Annotated in this window: 17 protein-coding genes; 5 read left to right on the top strand and 12 right to left on the bottom strand. The window is 69.2% G+C overall.

Annotated features, from left to right (window positions below):
• Positions 1-55 precede the first annotated feature (55 nt).
• On the top strand, positions 56-391 hold the full coding sequence (locus BS329_RS34470) for a hypothetical protein (RefSeq protein ID WP_076166736.1): 336 nt from the start codon (positions 56-58) through the stop codon (positions 389-391).
• Here the strand turns inward: BS329_RS34470 and BS329_RS34465 are convergent.
• From BS329_RS34465 to BS329_RS34435, 7 genes are all read right to left on the bottom strand, one after another.
• Entirely contained in the window at positions 375-1,250 is an 876-nt protein-coding gene (locus BS329_RS34465) for a diacylglycerol/lipid kinase family protein (RefSeq protein ID WP_076166733.1), read from the bottom strand. The two genes, BS329_RS34470 and BS329_RS34465, sit on opposite strands and share 17 nt — an antisense overlap.
• Positions 1,251-1,257: 7 nt before the next feature.
• The gene (gene tatC / locus BS329_RS34460) at positions 1,258-2,229 is read right to left on the bottom strand and encodes a twin-arginine translocase subunit TatC (RefSeq protein ID WP_076166729.1); all 972 of its coding nucleotides are present in this window, start codon (positions 2,227-2,229) and stop codon (positions 1,258-1,260) included.
• Between the two features lie 107 nt (positions 2,230-2,336).
• Positions 2,337-2,672, bottom strand: a complete 336-nt coding sequence (gene tatA / locus BS329_RS34455) for a Sec-independent protein translocase subunit TatA (RefSeq protein WP_076166727.1) — start codon at positions 2,670-2,672, stop codon at positions 2,337-2,339.
• Positions 2,673-2,709: 37 nt separating this feature from the next.
• On the bottom strand, positions 2,710-2,919 hold the full coding sequence (locus BS329_RS34450) for a bacteriophage holin (RefSeq protein ID WP_076166725.1): 210 nt from the start codon (positions 2,917-2,919) through the stop codon (positions 2,710-2,712).
• 9 nt (positions 2,920-2,928) lie between these two features.
• A complete protein-coding gene (locus tag BS329_RS34445) occupies positions 2,929-3,906 on the bottom strand; it encodes a helix-turn-helix transcriptional regulator (protein WP_076166723.1) in 978 nt (325 codons plus the stop codon).
• Positions 3,903-4,883 (bottom strand): helix-turn-helix transcriptional regulator, encoded by a 981-nt coding sequence (locus BS329_RS34440; protein WP_076166720.1) that lies wholly within the window; start codon positions 4,881-4,883, stop codon positions 3,903-3,905. The genes BS329_RS34445 and BS329_RS34440 overlap by 4 nt, the downstream gene beginning before the upstream one ends.
• Before the next feature lie 9 nt (positions 4,884-4,892).
• Positions 4,893-5,324 (bottom strand): winged helix-turn-helix transcriptional regulator, encoded by a 432-nt coding sequence (locus tag BS329_RS34435; RefSeq protein ID WP_076166718.1) that lies wholly within the window; start codon positions 5,322-5,324, stop codon positions 4,893-4,895.
• 494 nt (positions 5,325-5,818) lie between these two features.
• Between BS329_RS34435 and BS329_RS34430 the strand changes: the two genes are divergently transcribed.
• Together BS329_RS34430 and BS329_RS34425 are read left to right on the top strand one after the other, a co-directional pair.
• Positions 5,819-6,271: an SRPBCC family protein gene (locus BS329_RS34430; protein WP_076166715.1), complete on the top strand. Its 453-nt coding sequence runs from the start codon at positions 5,819-5,821 to the stop codon at positions 6,269-6,271.
• Complete coding sequence (locus tag BS329_RS34425) at positions 6,268-6,966, top strand: SDR family oxidoreductase (RefSeq protein ID WP_076166712.1); 699 nt, start codon at positions 6,268-6,270, stop codon at positions 6,964-6,966. Before BS329_RS34430 ends, BS329_RS34425 begins: the two co-directional genes overlap by 4 nt.
• On the opposite strand, the gene BS329_RS34420 is transcribed toward BS329_RS34425, so the two are convergent.
• The 4 genes from BS329_RS34420 to pafA all read right to left on the bottom strand — a co-directional run bounded on the left by BS329_RS34420 (position 6,963) and on the right by pafA (position 10,734).
• Positions 6,963-7,826 carry a TIGR03620 family F420-dependent LLM class oxidoreductase gene (locus tag BS329_RS34420; protein ID WP_076166710.1) on the bottom strand — a complete coding sequence of 288 codons (864 nt, stop codon included), beginning with the start codon at positions 7,824-7,826 and terminating at the stop codon, positions 6,963-6,965. The genes BS329_RS34425 and BS329_RS34420 overlap by 4 nt on opposite strands.
• A gap of 73 nt (positions 7,827-7,899) precedes the next feature.
• Positions 7,900-8,241 carry an ArsR/SmtB family transcription factor gene (locus BS329_RS34415; RefSeq protein WP_076166707.1) on the bottom strand — a complete coding sequence of 114 codons (342 nt, stop codon included), beginning with the start codon at positions 8,239-8,241 and terminating at the stop codon, positions 7,900-7,902.
• A 12-nt stretch (positions 8,242-8,253) separates the two neighbouring features.
• Entirely contained in the window at positions 8,254-9,294 is a 1,041-nt protein-coding gene (locus BS329_RS34410; RefSeq protein WP_076166704.1) for a WD40/YVTN/BNR-like repeat-containing protein, read from the bottom strand.
• 81 nt (positions 9,295-9,375) lie between these two features.
• Positions 9,376-10,734 carry a Pup--protein ligase gene (gene pafA, locus BS329_RS34405; protein WP_005150872.1) on the bottom strand — a complete coding sequence of 453 codons (1,359 nt, stop codon included), beginning with the start codon at positions 10,732-10,734 and terminating at the stop codon, positions 9,376-9,378.
• A 147-nt stretch (positions 10,735-10,881) separates the two neighbouring features.
• On the opposite strand from pafA, the gene BS329_RS34400 reads away from it, so the two are divergent.
• Positions 10,882-12,360 carry a bifunctional phosphatase PAP2/diacylglycerol kinase family protein gene (locus BS329_RS34400; RefSeq protein ID WP_076166702.1) on the top strand — a complete coding sequence of 493 codons (1,479 nt, stop codon included), beginning with the start codon at positions 10,882-10,884 and terminating at the stop codon, positions 12,358-12,360.
• Positions 12,361-12,441: 81 nt separating this feature from the next.
• Here BS329_RS34400 and BS329_RS34395 read toward each other — a convergent pair whose 3' ends face one another.
• The gene (locus tag BS329_RS34395; RefSeq protein WP_076166699.1) at positions 12,442-13,416 is read right to left on the bottom strand and encodes an ArsR/SmtB family transcription factor; all 975 of its coding nucleotides are present in this window, start codon (positions 13,414-13,416) and stop codon (positions 12,442-12,444) included.
• Between the two features lie 286 nt (positions 13,417-13,702).
• Here BS329_RS34395 and BS329_RS34390 point away from each other — a divergent pair, with 286 nt between their 5' ends.
• On the top strand, positions 13,703-14,341 hold the full coding sequence (locus BS329_RS34390) for an RICIN domain-containing protein (protein WP_076166697.1): 639 nt from the start codon (positions 13,703-13,705) through the stop codon (positions 14,339-14,341).
• The last annotated feature ends 526 nt before the right edge of the window (positions 14,342-14,867 follow it).

Here is a 14,867-nt window from a genome sequence, read left to right as displayed (position 1 = left end):
GGTTCCATACCCCACCGACAGTTCGCACTCGGTGTGACGATCCCGGGAACGGTCGATGACGGCCGTCCCCGCGGGTGACGGCGTGGTCTACGCCGTGACGGCGCATCGCGGCGTGTCGGTGACCGCGGGCGGGTGCGCCGAGGCGGCGATCTTCCCGTTCGGCGCGTTCGCGCTGGTCGCGCTCTTCGCCGTGTTGTTCGTGCTCCGGTTGCGGCGCAACGCCAGGATCCGCCGCGGCATCCCGGACGCGCTCGCGTACTGGCGGCAGGGCTGGTTCTGTCATCGCCGCGACGGCACTTTCTTTCCGCGCGGCGCTTTGATGGCGGCCGCGACGTTCCGGGGCCAGGTATGGCGCGCGGGCGGCTACGCCGGGCTCAGCCGAGGACGGTGAGCGCTCCGGGGACGCAGGTGATGTCGACCGGCGGCCTGCCCAGCGGTTCGCCGTCGGCGTAGACGGGCAGGTCGCTGCCCGCGAGGTGGATCCGGGCGGCTTTGAGGGTCCGCACCGCCGGATGCGCGAGGTGACCGCCGGAGCGGACGCCGGGCAGCATCCGGAGGAGGTCACGCCGGGTCGCGTTCCCCACGACGGTGACGTCGAACAAACCGTCTTCCGGGTCGGCTCCCGGGCAGATCCGCATGCCGCCGCCGTAGCACGGGGTGTTGCCCACGGCGATCATGGTGGCGTCGAGTTCGAGCGTCTCGACGTCGGTGCGAAGCACCACCGGCCGGGGCCGGAAAGCGGCGAGTTCGGCCAGGATCGCGACGTCGTAGCGGCGCGGTCCGCGAGGCCAAGTCAGCCGGTTGGCGCGTTCGGTGACCAGGGCGTCGAAGCCGGAGCACAGAACGGTGGCGAACCATTCGCCACCGGCCCGGCCGAGGTCGATCCTCCGCCTTTTCCCCTTCGCGAGCTGCCTGGCGACGAGGTCGACGGCCGCGTGCGGGCTCTCCGGAATGCCGAGAGCCCTGGCGAAGTCGTTGCCGGTGCCCGCCGGGACGAGGCCGAGGGCGACCCCCGATTCGGCGCAGAACTGGACGCCTTGGTGTGCCGCGCCGTCACCGCCGAGGACGACGAGGACGTCCAGCCCGGCCGCGCGCGAGTCGGTCATCAGTGCTCGGGATTCCTCGACCGTGTTGGCGGCGAGGACGTCGAGCCGGTCCACGACGGGCCGCAGCCGCGCCGCGACCGACTCCATCAGCCGTCCCGCGGCCCCGTTACCGGACGCGGGGTGGACGGCCAGTGCCGCGTGCATCCCGGGCTCAGGTGACGTCGTCGGTGCTGGTCCGCTTGCCACCGGTGGTGGCCGAGGGCTCGTCGTCGATCGTGCTCGGCGTGTAGTCGAACGGCGCGGCCTCGTCGTCGTCGAGCTTGTCCCAGCCCTCGGTGCCGCGGTCCTTGTCGAGCTTGCGATCGTGGAAGCGCGCGATCTGGATGGACAGCTCCAGGAGCACCACGAGTGCGCCGGCCAGCGCGATCATCGAGAACGGGTCGGAGCCGGGTGTGGCGAACGCGGCGAAGACAAACACGACCATGATCAGGCCGCGGCGCCACTTCTTCAGCGTCTGGTACTTCAGGACGCCGACGCGGTTCAGCATCACCACGAACAGCGGGAGTTCGAAGCTGACGCCGAAGATCAGCAGCAGTGACAGGATGAACGAGATGTACTTGTCACCGGTGAGGGCGGTGATGAACTGGTCGCCACCGAAGTTCATCAGCAGTTCGAGAGCGTGCGGGATGAGCAGGTACGCGAGCACGGCGCCGGTGGCGAAGAGGATCGACGCGAAGAAGACGAAGGTGAGCGCGTACTTGCGCTCCTTCGAGTAGAGACCGGGCGCGATGAACGCCCAGACCTGGTAGAGCCACAGCGGCGCCAGCAGCACCGCGCCCGCGGCGATACCGACTTTCAGCTGGATCATGAAGGCTTCGAACGGGACCGTCTGGAGCAGCTGACAGGGGCCGTCCGGTTTGGCTCCGAGCCTGCGCTCCCACGGGATGCCGCAGTACGGGCCGGTCATGATGTCGCCCAACGACGGGAGCGCCCCCACCCTGGTCTGGAACCAGAGGAAGCCGATGATCCCGCCCGCCAGGATGGCGAGCAGCGCGAAGCCCAGACGGCGCCGGAATTCGTAGATGTGCTCGATGAGCGTCATCGTGCCGTCGGGATTGGTCCGACGGCTGCGCTTACGCCGCTTCGACCCGCGACGTTCCTCACCGGAGGCGGAATCCGCCACTGGACAGTCCGTTCTAGTCAGGGTCCACCGTGAGCGCGCCGTGGCTTCGGCGCGCTCATCCGCGAACAGGCTCCGCTGAGCTGGTTAGAAGCTGCTTGCCAGACCGCTCAGCTGACGTTCTTCTGCGCCTGCTCGGCCGGAGCGGGCGCGGTGGCCTGCTGCTTCTTGAGTTCGTCGAGCTGGCGCTGGAGGTCGGCGACCTGCTTGTCCTGCGCGGCCGAGGCGGCGGGCGCGGGCGTGGTGGCCTGCGGTAGCTGCTTGGTTTCGACCTCTTCGGTCTCGGCGGCCTTGTCCTTGTCTCCGGCCATGTCCTTGGTCTCGGCCTTGAAGATCTTCATGGACTTGCCGATGGACCGCGCGGCGTCCGGAAGCCTCTTGGCGCCGAACAGCAGAACAACGACGAGCACCAGGATGATGATGTGCCACGGCTGCAGCGCGTTCATCGTTTGCGGCCTCCTTCTCGAGTCTCTGAGTGAGATGTTACCGGTCTTCGGGCCCACGTCGTTGCGCGATCGCCACGCGGAGCGCGGCCGACCGGGCGCGAAGGAGCCCTGTCCGTTTTTGGGTGTTCGTAGCCACCATGCTCATCGTATGGGTGAGCACGCGCAAGACTCTGCGTACTTTGATGAGCAGAACAAAGAGAGCGAGCAGCCCGGCGACGGCGAGCGCGATGCTCGGCAGGTACGACACGGCGTCACCCTACTGCTCGTAGGTTGACGCAAGGTGACAAGCCCGCGCCAGCGCGTCGGCCGCCCGCTGACGAACTGCCTCTCCGAGCGTGACCGGGCTCTCGACCTGCGCGTCTCCGCCCAAGCCGAGGATCAGCCGGACCATCCACGACTCGTCGGCGTACCGCATCCGGATCCGCAGGCGTCCACCGTCGAGCTCGTCGAGTTCGTCGCAAGGGTAGTACTCGGCTACCCAGCGTGCGTCGGGATCGAGGAGGATGACGGCTTCCTGCTGATCGGGACGAGGGCGGAAAACTCCGTCGGAGATGTCGGTCGGCCGCGCGTGCGCTGGCGGGACGGCGGGTTCGTCGAGCACGGTGAGTTCGTCGATGCGGTCGAGCCGGAACAGCCGGACGTCCTCCGCGCGGCGGCACCACGCTTCGAGGTAGCCGACCGCCTGGACGATGAGCAGCCGCATCGGGTCGACGGTGCGTTCGGTGATCTGATCCTTGGACGCGGTGTAGTACCGGATCCGCAACGCGCGCTTCGCGGTGAGCGCGGCCCGGACGGCTTCGCGGGTACTAGCGGTCTTCTTGCCTTCGCGGACTCCCCCACCGACGACGATTCCCGACGGCTGGGCCTGGCCCGCGGCGGCTTCGATCTTCGCGATGGCGCGGCGGACGGCGTCGGCGTCGAGCACGCCGGGCGTCTCGGCCAGCGCCCGCAACGCGACGAGCATGGCGGTCGCCTCGCCGCCGGTGAGCCGCAGCGGGCGGTTCATGCCGGCGTCGTGGGTGACGACGATCGTGTCGCCCTCGAAGGAGAGGTCGATCAGGTCGCCGGGGCCGTAGCCGGGCAGCCCGCACATCCAGAGCAGTTCGAGGTCCTTGCGCAGCTGCTTGGGCGTGACGTCGAAATCGTGGGCGGCGTCGGTGATCTTGATACCCGGCCGGGCGAGCAGATACGGCACGAGCGCGAGCAGGCGCGGCATCCGTCCGGTGGTGCTCATCGGGCACCACCGGCGTGAGCGATGGCTTCGAGGCGGCTGAAGACCGACTTCGCGAGCACCTCGGGTTCGAGGACCAGGACGTCCGGGCCGTGGGCGGTGAGCCAGTCGGCGGCGGATTCGGGGTAGTACAGCTCGATCTCCACGAGGTCGCCTTCTTCTCCCCCGGCGTCGCTGCGGCCGACGACCCGGCCACGACGGCGGACACCGGCGGCCCGGCCGTCGGCGACCCACACGCTGGCGGTGGTCGGCGCGGACGGGTCCTCGCTGCTGCTGGCCGAGACCATCCGCAGCAGGTTGACCCCTTCCGGGCGTTCGACGACGCCGAATTCCCCGAAGGCGTCGACCTTCCCGGTCACGCGGGAGAGCCGGAAACACCGGGACGCGCCACGGTCCCTGTCATGTCCGACGACGTACCAGCGGCCTCGCCAGGACACCACGCCCCACGGTTCGAGGGTGCGGATCCTGCGTTCGGCCGAACCGCTGCGCCGGTACTCGAAGCGCACCGCCTGCCCGGCCTGGACGGCGGCGAGCAGCGGGCCGAACGCGGGCTCCGCGCGGACGCGGGGTTCGACGACGGTGGGTGCGTGGTCGTCGACCTCGACCCCGGCGGCGCGGAGTTTCACCAGCGCGCCCTGCGCTTCTCCGGTCAGTTCCGGCGAGTCCCACAGCCGGACGGCGAGACCCACCGCGGTCGCCTCGTCGGGCGCGAGGTCGATTTCGCCGAGTTCGTAGTCGCGGCGCGCGATGCGGTAGCCGTCGATCGCGTCGAACGCGGAGTTGCGGCCGGTCTCCAGCGGGATGCCGAGTTCACGCAGTTCCGTCTTGTCGCGCTCGAACATGCGGAAGTAGGCCTCGTCGCTGGCCGCGTCGGCGTACCCGGGCACGATGCCCCGGATCCGCTCGGCGGTGAGGTACTGCCGGGTGGACAGGAGGGCCAGAACCAGGTTGACCAATCGTTCGGCGCGTGCGGTGGACACCCGGCTACCCTAGCCCGCGCCGTCCGACCCGATGGTGACAGCCGCCGATCGCGCGTCGTAACGATCCCTGGCGGACTCGACCTCGTCGAACCGTGTCTCCGCCCAGTCCTTGAGCCCGGCCACCAGCCGCAGCAGGCTCCGGCCGAGTTCGGTCAGTTCGTAGTCCACGCGGACCGGCACGCACGGCGTGACGGTGCGGGTCAGCAGGCCGTCCCGCTCCAAGGTCCGCAGTGTCTGCGTGAGCATCTTCTGGCTGACGCCGGCGATCCGGCGGGAGAGATCGCTGTAGCGCTCGGGCCCGTCGCCGAGGGCGACGAGGACGAGACTGACCCATTTGCCCGAGACCTCGTCGAGCAGCTTCCGGGCCGGGCAGGCCGCGAGGTAGGCGTCATAGGCCCGCTTCTCCTCGTTCCGGCGTTCCTGTGCCGTGCGCGTGACCACGGTTCGCGTACCTCCGCGTGGGTTGGGCACCTCGAAGTGCGTACTTCCCGATGGAGAGTAACTCCCCATACGTTCGCCGAGATCCCGGTGCCCGTCCCGGGAACCGGCCAGGTGCGGGTGAAGGTGGCGGCGGCCGGGGTCACCCGGTCGGCGCCGTGATCGGCTTGCGGGATCGGCCCGCGACCGCGCCCGGCACGCACGCGGAGGCGGAGGTTTTCGTGCCTCGTGGAGACTTCCTGGCCGACCGTGTGCGGACGGAGATCCGCGGTGGCGTCGACGCGGCCCTGTTCGGACTCGAGGTCCTCGACGCAGTGACCGACCGCGGCCGGAGTGGCGCCGATTCTCTCGCGTGGCGTCAAGGTCGAGCACGTCTGGATCCGCGCGGACGGCGCCGCGCCGGCGCACGAGCGCCTTGCCGGGCGGACTCCCCGGCCGACGGATTCCGACCAACGAATAAGTTGACGCTTAATTAAGCCTATGGTTATCTTCGCGTCATGGACAAGGATGAAACCCGGCTCGAACTCCGGCGCGAGTACCCGGACACGATCGAAGACGTCTGGTCGGCACTCACGGAATCCGAGCGCACGGCCCGCTGGATCGGCACCTGGACGGGCGAGGCCGGGGTCGGCAACACGATCATGCTGCTGATGACCGCGGAGGAGGGGTCCGAACCGGGGCCTGCCGTCATCCGCGAATGCGATCCGCCGAAACGGCTGGTGGTGGATCTGCACAACACCGAGGAGCCGACCTGGCGGGTGGAGCTGACGTTGACCTCGCACGGCACGGGAACGGTGCTCGAGTTCGTGCACCGGATGCCCAAGCCCGAGTGGGACACCTCCGACATCGCCAAGGGCTGGCACTTCTATCTCGACCGGCTCGGCGCCTCGCTCGTCGGCGAACCGGTGCCCGAGTGGGACACCTACACGCCGCCTAGTTTGGACGTATGAACGATCGAGTACTGCTGATCACCGGCGCCTCCCGCGGCCTCGGCGAGGCCACCGCACGCCGGGCCGCGGCGGCCGGGTTCCGCCTGGCGCTGCTCTCCCGCGACCGCGAGGCCCTGCTCCCCCTCGTCGCCGAGTTCGGCGAGGATCGCGCCCTCGCGCTCGCGGTGGACGTCACCGACTGGACCTCGCTGTCCTCCGCCGTGGAGACGGTGAAGAAGACCTTCGGCCGACTGGACGCGGTGTTCGCCAACGCGGGCCAGAGCGTCGTCGTCTCCTTCTTCGGTGACGGCGGCGCCGAACCCGAGCAATGGCGGGACATGGTGCTGACCAATGTCTACGGAACGGCCCTCACGGCACGGGCGACCCTCCCGTCGCTGGCGGATTCGAAGGGACATCTCGTACTCACCGGCTCGGTCGCCGGCCGCTATCACCGGCCCGGCAACCTCTATTCGGCGACGAAATGGGCGGTGACCGGGCTCGCCGGGTCCATCCGCGAGGAGGCCGTCGGCACCGGCGTCCGGGTCACCGTGGTGCAACCCGGACTGGTCGACACCGCCATGATCCCCGAGGATTCGAAGTCCAAGCCGAAACTGGAACCCGACGACATCGCGAGGGCGGTGCTCTACGCGCTGGAGCAGCCGCCCTCGGTCGACGTCAACGAGATCGTGGTGCGCCCGACCGGCCAGGTCCGCTAGCGCGGCAGCAGCGCCTCGGCCAGCCGCCGCCAGTGCGGCATCGCCGATTCGCCGGGTTCGGCACCGATGACCTGGATCCCGACGTGGTCGGCACCGGCGTCGAGATGTCCGTGCAGCTTCGCGACGACGGTGTCGAGGTCGCCCCAGAACACGAGGTCGTCGACGAGCCTGTCGCTGCCGCGGCCACCGTCGATGTCGGCTTCGGTGTAGCCGAGCCGAAGGAACTTGGCGACGTTGTACTCCGATGTGAGATACGGGTGGAGGTGCTCGCGGGCGATCTCACGGGCCTTGCCGGGGTCAGTCTCGAACAGGACCGCGTGCTCGACGCCGAGAAAAACCTTGTCCCCCAGCACTTCCCTCGCCTCGGCGGTATGCGGCACCGTCACGTGATAGGTGTGCGCGCCCTCGGACCGGTCGCGGGCGAGCCCGAGCATCTTCGGCCCGTACGCGGCGAGCAGTCGCCGGATCGGCGCCGCGGGCAGCGGGTTCGCGCTGGTGACGGTGTCGAGTTCGTCGAGGTACTCGCTCATCGCCTCCAGCGGCTTGGCCCCGGGACGCGCGCCGCCGAAGCCGAGCCCCAGTACGTGCCTGCCCGGATAGGCGTCGGCCAGCAGAAGTGCCGCACCGTGGGCCCAGCGCGCCCCGCGGGATCCGATCCGCGCGATCCCGTTGACCACGGCGATCCGTTCACTGGCCGAGAGCAGAAATCCGGCGTGGGTCAGCGCCTCACGGCCGTCCCGTTCCGGGATCCAGATCGCGGGCCAGCCGAGTTCGTCCAGTTCCCGCACCGAATCCCGCAGCATGCTCGCGGGTTGATCCTCGAAGTCGAACGTCCAGATCCCGAAACGCCCCAGTTCCATCTGTCTCTCCTCAGCTCGAGTCCCTAACATATCGAATTATCGCAGATTCTCGATATGTTATTCCCGGCGAGGTTCAGATGGACCGTCCGAGCAGGTCGACGAGCTGTGCGATCCGCCGCTCGTCACGGCGGTAGTGGGTCCACTTCCCCACGCGCGTGGACTTCACGAGCCCGGCTCGTTGCAGCAGCGCCATGTACGCCGACACCGTGGATTGCGCCAGCCCCAGCTTCTCCTGGAGATGGCTCACGCAGACGCCGACCTCGTGCTGGTCGGCTATCGCCTTCTCCGGCGGGAAATGCCGGTCCGGCTCGCGCAGCCACCCCAGCACCTGGAGCCGGACCGGGTTGGCGAGTGCCTTGAGCACCTCGACCAGGTGCTCGGCGGTGTCCTGGACGGGTTCGGCGTGTGCGGTCATGGTCCTTCGAGCTTAAACCCCGCCGAGCCGGGCGGCTCGCCCCTTCGCCCCGCTCGCCCAGCACGCGCCGCGGGCGCAGTCGACGGAGTCCAGCGAACCGGTGTCGAACGACTTCCAATGCCGACCGCCGTCCGGACTCAGATCGCTTCCGCCGGGGCCGACGGCGATGACCGTGTTCCCCAGCCACGCCAGGCCGGATCGGTAGCCGACGGGTGCCTCCGACGGCGTCCGCCAGGTTCGCCCCTTGTCGGCGCTCAACGCGACGGCGGGGCCGGGCGCGTTCGGGGCCGCGTAGTCACCGCCGATGGCCACGCCGTGCCGCGGGTCCCGGAACGTCACCGAGAAGACCCCGGCCGAGGCGGCGCTGGGCAACGGGGTGTCGGCGGCCTCCCACGTCCGTCCGCCGTCACCGGAGTGCAGGACGCGGGCGCGGGCACCGCCACCGGTGGCGATCCAGGCGTCGCGCGGGCCCGACGTGGTGAGGCACTGGCCACTGGCGGCGAACCCGAACTCGCCGTCCAGCGCGGGCACCATGCCTTCGGCGGGCACGGGTTTCCAGGTGCGGCCGCCGTCCGAAGTGGACCGCAATCGGAACTTGCCGTCCACCGGATCGCTCATCGCGAGGCCCCGCCGCTCGTCGAAGAACGCGATGCAGTCGTAGAAGGCGGCCGGGTCACTGTTCCGGAAGGACAGTCGCCAGCTCCTGCCGCCGTTGTCGGTGCGGTAGATCCGCGACGCGTCGCCGGGTCCGATGGACAGGGCGACGGCGTGGTCGGCGTCGAAGGCCTCGATGTCACGGAAGTCGAGCGCCGCCGTCTCGGGAGGGGCGACGGGCTTCCAGGTGCGGCCGCGGTCGGTGGTACGCAGGATGGTGCCCCCGCTACCGCTGACCCACGCCGTCCTCGCGTCCACCGCGGACAGCCCGCGCAACTGCGCGCTCGTGCCGGTCGGGGTCTCCGTCCACGCGGGATCGGGGCGTTCCGGCGCGGCGTGCGCGACGCCGGTGAACGCCAGCGGGACGACCGCTCCCAGCAGGACCAGCAACGCACGCATGGGCGCACCCTTCTCGGTCGAGGAACCGTGAAGGCCACCTTAGGGGACCCAGAGTCCCCTAAGGTGGCCTTCACGGACCAATCAAAGTGAGCTGATCAGCCTCTCGACGCGTTCGTCCACCGAGCGGAACGGGTCCTTGCACAGCACGGTCCGCTGCGCCTGGTCGTTCAGCTTCAGGTGCACCCAGTCCACGGTGAAGTCACGTCCGGCGGCTTGCGCGGCGGCGATGAAGTCACCGCGCAGTTTCGCCCGCGTGGTTTGCGGCGGGGTGTCCTTGGCGAGTTCGATCTCGCCGTCGTCGGTGACCCGGCGCACGAGCCCCTTGCGCTGGAGCAAGTCGAAGATGCCGCGGCCACGCCGGATGTCGTGGTAGGCGAGGTCGAGCTGCGCGATCCGCGGGCTCGACAGATCGAGGTCGTGCTTGGCGCGGTAGCGCTCGACCAGCCGGTGCTTGATCGCCCAGTCGATCTCGGTGTCGATCTTGCTGAAGTCCTGCTGCTCCACCGCCTCCAGCGCCCGGCCCCACAGCTCGACGACGCGCTCGGACTGCGGCGACGAACCGGTCTCCTTGACATGCTGGACGGCGCGGGCGTGGTATTCGCGCTGGATGTCCAGCGCGGACGCCTCGCGGCCGCCGGCGAGCCGCACCTGGCGGCGGCCGGTGAGGTCGTGGCTGATCTCGCGGATCGCCCTTATCGGATTGTCCAGGGTGAAGTCGCGGAACTGGACACCCGCTTCGATCATCTCCAGCACCAGGTTCGCCGACCCCACCTTGAGCATCGTGGTCGGTTCGGCCATGTTCGAGTCGCCGACGATCACGTGCAGGCGCCGGTACCGCTCGGCGTCGGCGTGCGGTTCGTCGCGGGTGTTGATGATCGGCCGCGAACGGGTGGTGGCGCTGGAGACGCCTTCCCAGATGTGTTCCGCTCGCTGGGACAGGCAGTACACCGCGCCACGCGGCGTCTGCAGGACCTTCCCCGCGCCGCAGATCAGCTGCCGGGTCACCAGGAACGGCAGCAGCACGTCGGCGATCCGGGAGAACTCACCGGCTCGGGTCACCAGGTAGTTCTCGTGACAGCCGTAGGAGTTGCCCGCCGAGTCGGTGTTGTTCTTGAACAGGAAGATGTCGCCGCCGATGCCCTCGTCCGCCAGCCGGCGCTCGGCGTCGACCAGCAGATCCTCGAGGATCCGCTCCCCCGCCTTGTCGTGCGTGACGAGCTGGACGAGGTCGTCGCATTCGGCCGTGGCGTATTCCGGGTGGGAGCCCACGTCGAGGTAGAGCCGCGAGCCGTTGGACAGGAAGACGTTCGATGAACGCCCCCACGACACGACACGCCGAAACAGGTAACGCGCCACTTCGTCCGGGGAGAGCCTGCGTTGCCCGTGAAAGGTGCACGTGACCCCGAACTCGGTCTCGATGCCAAAGATCCGCCGCTGCATCCCACCAGAGTAGGCGGTGAGGACCCACTGACGGTGCGCCGTTCGGGCGGCGACACGCGGTCGGTACGTTGCATTCGGTGAAAGGTGTGCGGGAAGGCCCGATCGGGTATCACGCGCATGACATCCCGACCCGGAAGCGGTGGAACCGTGTTGAAGCAGCTCAAGCGCCCTTTCCGCAAGGTCGGGCGGACCGACAGGCGGCTGATGGCACGAAGTGCGGCGCTGCCGAGGACCCGGGCCGACGACGTGATCACCTCGCTCTCCAAAAGTGCGGACAAATCCAAGCTCTGGTGGTGTGTCGCGGTCCTGCTCGCGGCGAAGAAGGGCCCGACACGCCGGGGCGCGCTCCGCGGTGTGGCGGCCATCGCCGGAGCGAGCGCCGCGGCGAACCTCATCGGCAAACCGCTGTTCCCCCGCCGCCGTCCCGCGGCCGAGGAGGTGCCGATGCACCGGCGCCTCGTCCGGCGTCCGACCTCGTCGTCGTTCCCCTCCGGGCACTCGGCGTCCGCGGCCGCCTTCGTCACGGCCGTCGCGATGGAATCGCCAAGGGCAGGCGCGGCCCTCGTGCCGCTGGCCGCCGCCGTGGCCTACTCCCGGGTCCACACCGGCGTCCACTGGCCGAGTGACGTCGGCGTCGGGATCAGCATCGGCATCGGCGCCGGCCTGCTCACCAGGCACTGGTGGCCGCTGAACCCCGATATCCCCGGCCGCACCGCGCACACCGCGGAAGCACCCGAGATGCGCGACGGCGAGGACATGCTCGTCCTGGTCAACCCGCGCTCCGGAATCGACGGGCAGGACCCGACCGAGGAGGCCCGCTTCGCGTGGCCCAAGGCGACCATCCTGTACCCGGACTCGAAGCGGAACCTGCACGAACAGCTCGTCGACGAGATCACCTCCCGTGACGGCACCGTGCGTGCGCTCGGCGTCGCCGGCGGGGACGGGACGGTCGCCGCGGTGGCCTCCGTCGCGGCCGACCACGACCTGCCGCTCGCGCTCATCCCGGCCGGCACCCTCAACCACTTCGCCCGCGACGTCGGCATGCGCTCCATGCCCGACGCGGACGCCGCCACCGAGGCGGGCAACGCCGTGGGCGTCGACCTCGGCGAGGTCGAGATCAACGACGCCGATGACCACCGCTACTTCGTCAACACCGCCAGCCTCGGCGGCTACCCGGAAATGGTGCGGGTGCGGGAAAGGCTGCAGAAGCGGCACCCGAAATGGCCGTCCGCGGCGATCGCGCTCGCCCGCGCGCTCCGGCGCGCCAAGCCGCTGGAAGTGACCCTCAACGGGAAGACGACCAGCATCTGGCTGCTGTTCGTCGGCAACGGCACCTACGCGCCGAAGGGGTTCGCGCCCTCGCACCGCCCGGCGCTCGACACCGGCCTCCTCGACGTCCGCTACCTGCGAGCCGACCTTCCCTACTCCCGGGCGCGGTTCATCCTGGCCACGATCACGAACAGCCTCAACGCGAGCCACGTCTACCAGGAACTCGACGTCCCGGAACTGCATGTCCGGCTACTCAACGGCAACCGCCGCGTCGCCACCGACGGCGAGGTCGGGCCGCTCGGCAACGACTTCCGCTTCCGGTCGCGGCCCAGTGCGCTGACCATCTACCGGAACTAGGGCGCGTTTCACAAGCCAAGTTCGTGGTCTTCGCGCCCAGCAGGATCACGAAGCCCATCGAACAGGCTCATGAAACACGCCCTAAGCACCCAGGAGGGCGCTGCCCAACGGCGTCAGCGAGTGCAGCACGGCGTTGCGGTCGCGTTCGGTGGTGATCAGCCCCGCGCGCCGCAGCACGGTGGTGTGCTTGCTGATCGCCGACGGCGTCACTCCCAGCCTGGCGGCCAGCTCGGACGTGCTGCACCCGACGGCGAGGACCGCCAGCGCCGCCGCCCGCGTCGGTCCCAGCAGGTCGGCCAGAGCGTTGTCCGGCGACCTCCGCACGTCACGGCCGTACCCGGTCGACGGGGCCGCTTGCCGCACCGACGGATACAGCAGCCGGACCGGCGCCTCACCCGCCGCCGGGACGACTACCGGGCACACCGCGAAGTAGGTCGGCGAGAGCACGAGCCCGGTCCCGCCCGCGCCGCGGGAACCGATCATCCCACCGGCGATCTCCAGCACCGGAGACGACCAGCGCACCAGCGGCCGCAGACTCGTCAGGACCGCGCCCACTCCGTCGTGCAGGAGAAGCTGCGCCCGCATCCCGCGATCCGCGTCGACCTGCGCCCGCGCCGGTTCCCATCCCGGCGCCAACGACAGTTCGAAGTAGTCCTGCATCGCCTGGACGAGCCTCGGGAGCCCGGCGGTGTCCCCATCCGGCAGTCCCGCCGCCCAACCGGGCAGTTCCCGGTTGACCGGGGCGTCCCGCAACGCCGCCTTCAAGCACACCGAGTCGGTCCGGGCGATCTCCGCGAGCCCCGCCTCCAAACCGCTTTCGTCGACGTCCGGCACGAGAAACGCCGGGATCGGTGTGTACGGGCGGCACAGCCACAGCAGCACCGAGGCCGACTCTGTCAGTCCCAGCCGGACCCGGTGCCGCCACCGGTTGAACAACGCCGAGCCCGCGTCGCGCCGTTGCAGGATCTGCAAGCTGGAAACCAGCTCGGCCAAGGGATCGGCTTCGGGCGCGAGCCGGACGCGCGTCAGGTCCTGCAACGTCAGCTCGATGCGCACGGATGTCCTCGCCTTGATCGGAGTCTTCGCCGTGTGATCGCGAGCCACGCCGTTCCGTTACATGGCTGAGCTGCCTCATTGCCGCTCCCGGAAATCTCCTCGACGGCCGTGGTTCAGACCTGAATGATGTTCGAAGAAGGTCCGCTTCTCGGGGGTTTACGCGGAGCCTTCCACGAGGGGGATTCACCGGCAGGACCCAAAGGGCCGCGCTTCGTCGTGGTCTGACGATTCCTGCCGTTCTCCCTCACCTCACTGGGAGAAAACGCTTTCCATAAAAGGGGAAGAAATGACTAAAATGAAGCGTCTGGCGGGAATCATCGCCGCCGCGGCCGGTGTGCTGACCCTGGTCACCGCACCCGCCGCCACCGCGGCCCCGCAGCCCACCGGCGACGGGTTCAAGACGGTCTCCGTGCACGGCATCAAGCTCATCCCGGTCAAGCGCACCTCGACCGGCGCGCGCACGCAGGCCGCCGGCGTGGCCGACGCGGACATGTACCTGATCCCGTCCGGGCTGGACGCGAACAAGTGCTGGGACGCGGACCTCAACAGCATCAACCGCAACGGCACCAGGATGCAGCTTTGGGACTGCAACCTGGACGCGGACCACCAGGCGTTCTACATCACCGACAACCCCGAGGGTTACTCCCGTTTCCAGAACGTGGCCAGCGGCCGCTACCTGGACGCGGACCTCAACACCATTAACAAGAACGGCACCATCGTCCAGCTGTGGGACTTCATCGCCGGTGCCAAGAACCAGTGGTGGGGCGGCACCGTCAACCCCGAGGGCTACGTCCGGTTCCAGAACCCGAGCAGCGGCCGGTACCTGACCGCCGAGGGCAACTCGGCCTCCAACGGCACGCGGCTCCAGCTGTGGAGCTTCATCGCCGGTGGCCGCAGCCAGTGGTGGGGCGACACCCCCGCCTGAGGCTGAGCCGTGACTGTTCCAGGTCGCGCTGAGGACCCGGACACTCACGCATCAAGTACATGAAGGCCCCCTTCATTGCGCCTAGCGCGGTGAAGGGGGCCTTCACCTACTCAGGACGTCGTGTGTGAACTGAGCGAGGGGCCGCCCTGTGCACGCGTTCACTTGGCCGTGAAGGCCTCCTGCCAACCCTGAAGGTAGTGAAAGGGTCCTTCACACCCGCCGCGGTGGTTCCTTGGTGACTTTGGGACGGACGTCACGCCAGCTCCCAGGATACGGAAAATGCCCCGCGGCCAGTGCCTCCAATGCGCCATTGGGAACAGCGGCTCTCGTCAGGTCGTGGGGATCGCGAGGGGCGATTCGGGTTAGAGCCAACGGTGCCTTAGGCACCTACTGGATTCCCGGTGCGTTTGATCGCAGGTTGGGTCCGTGAAGGTCTCCTCGCGACTGCCTGGTGGCCGGGTGTCGCGAAAGCCACTTTCAGGACATCAGACGTCCCGAAAGTGGCTTTCGCGACACCCGGGATGGC

It is taken from the genome of Amycolatopsis coloradensis (assembly GCF_001953865.1).
GTDB lineage: Bacteria > Actinomycetota > Actinomycetes > Mycobacteriales > Pseudonocardiaceae > Amycolatopsis > Amycolatopsis coloradensis.
The sequence above is the reverse complement of the archived record's forward strand: the minus strand, read 5'-3'. Positions and strand labels throughout refer to the sequence as shown.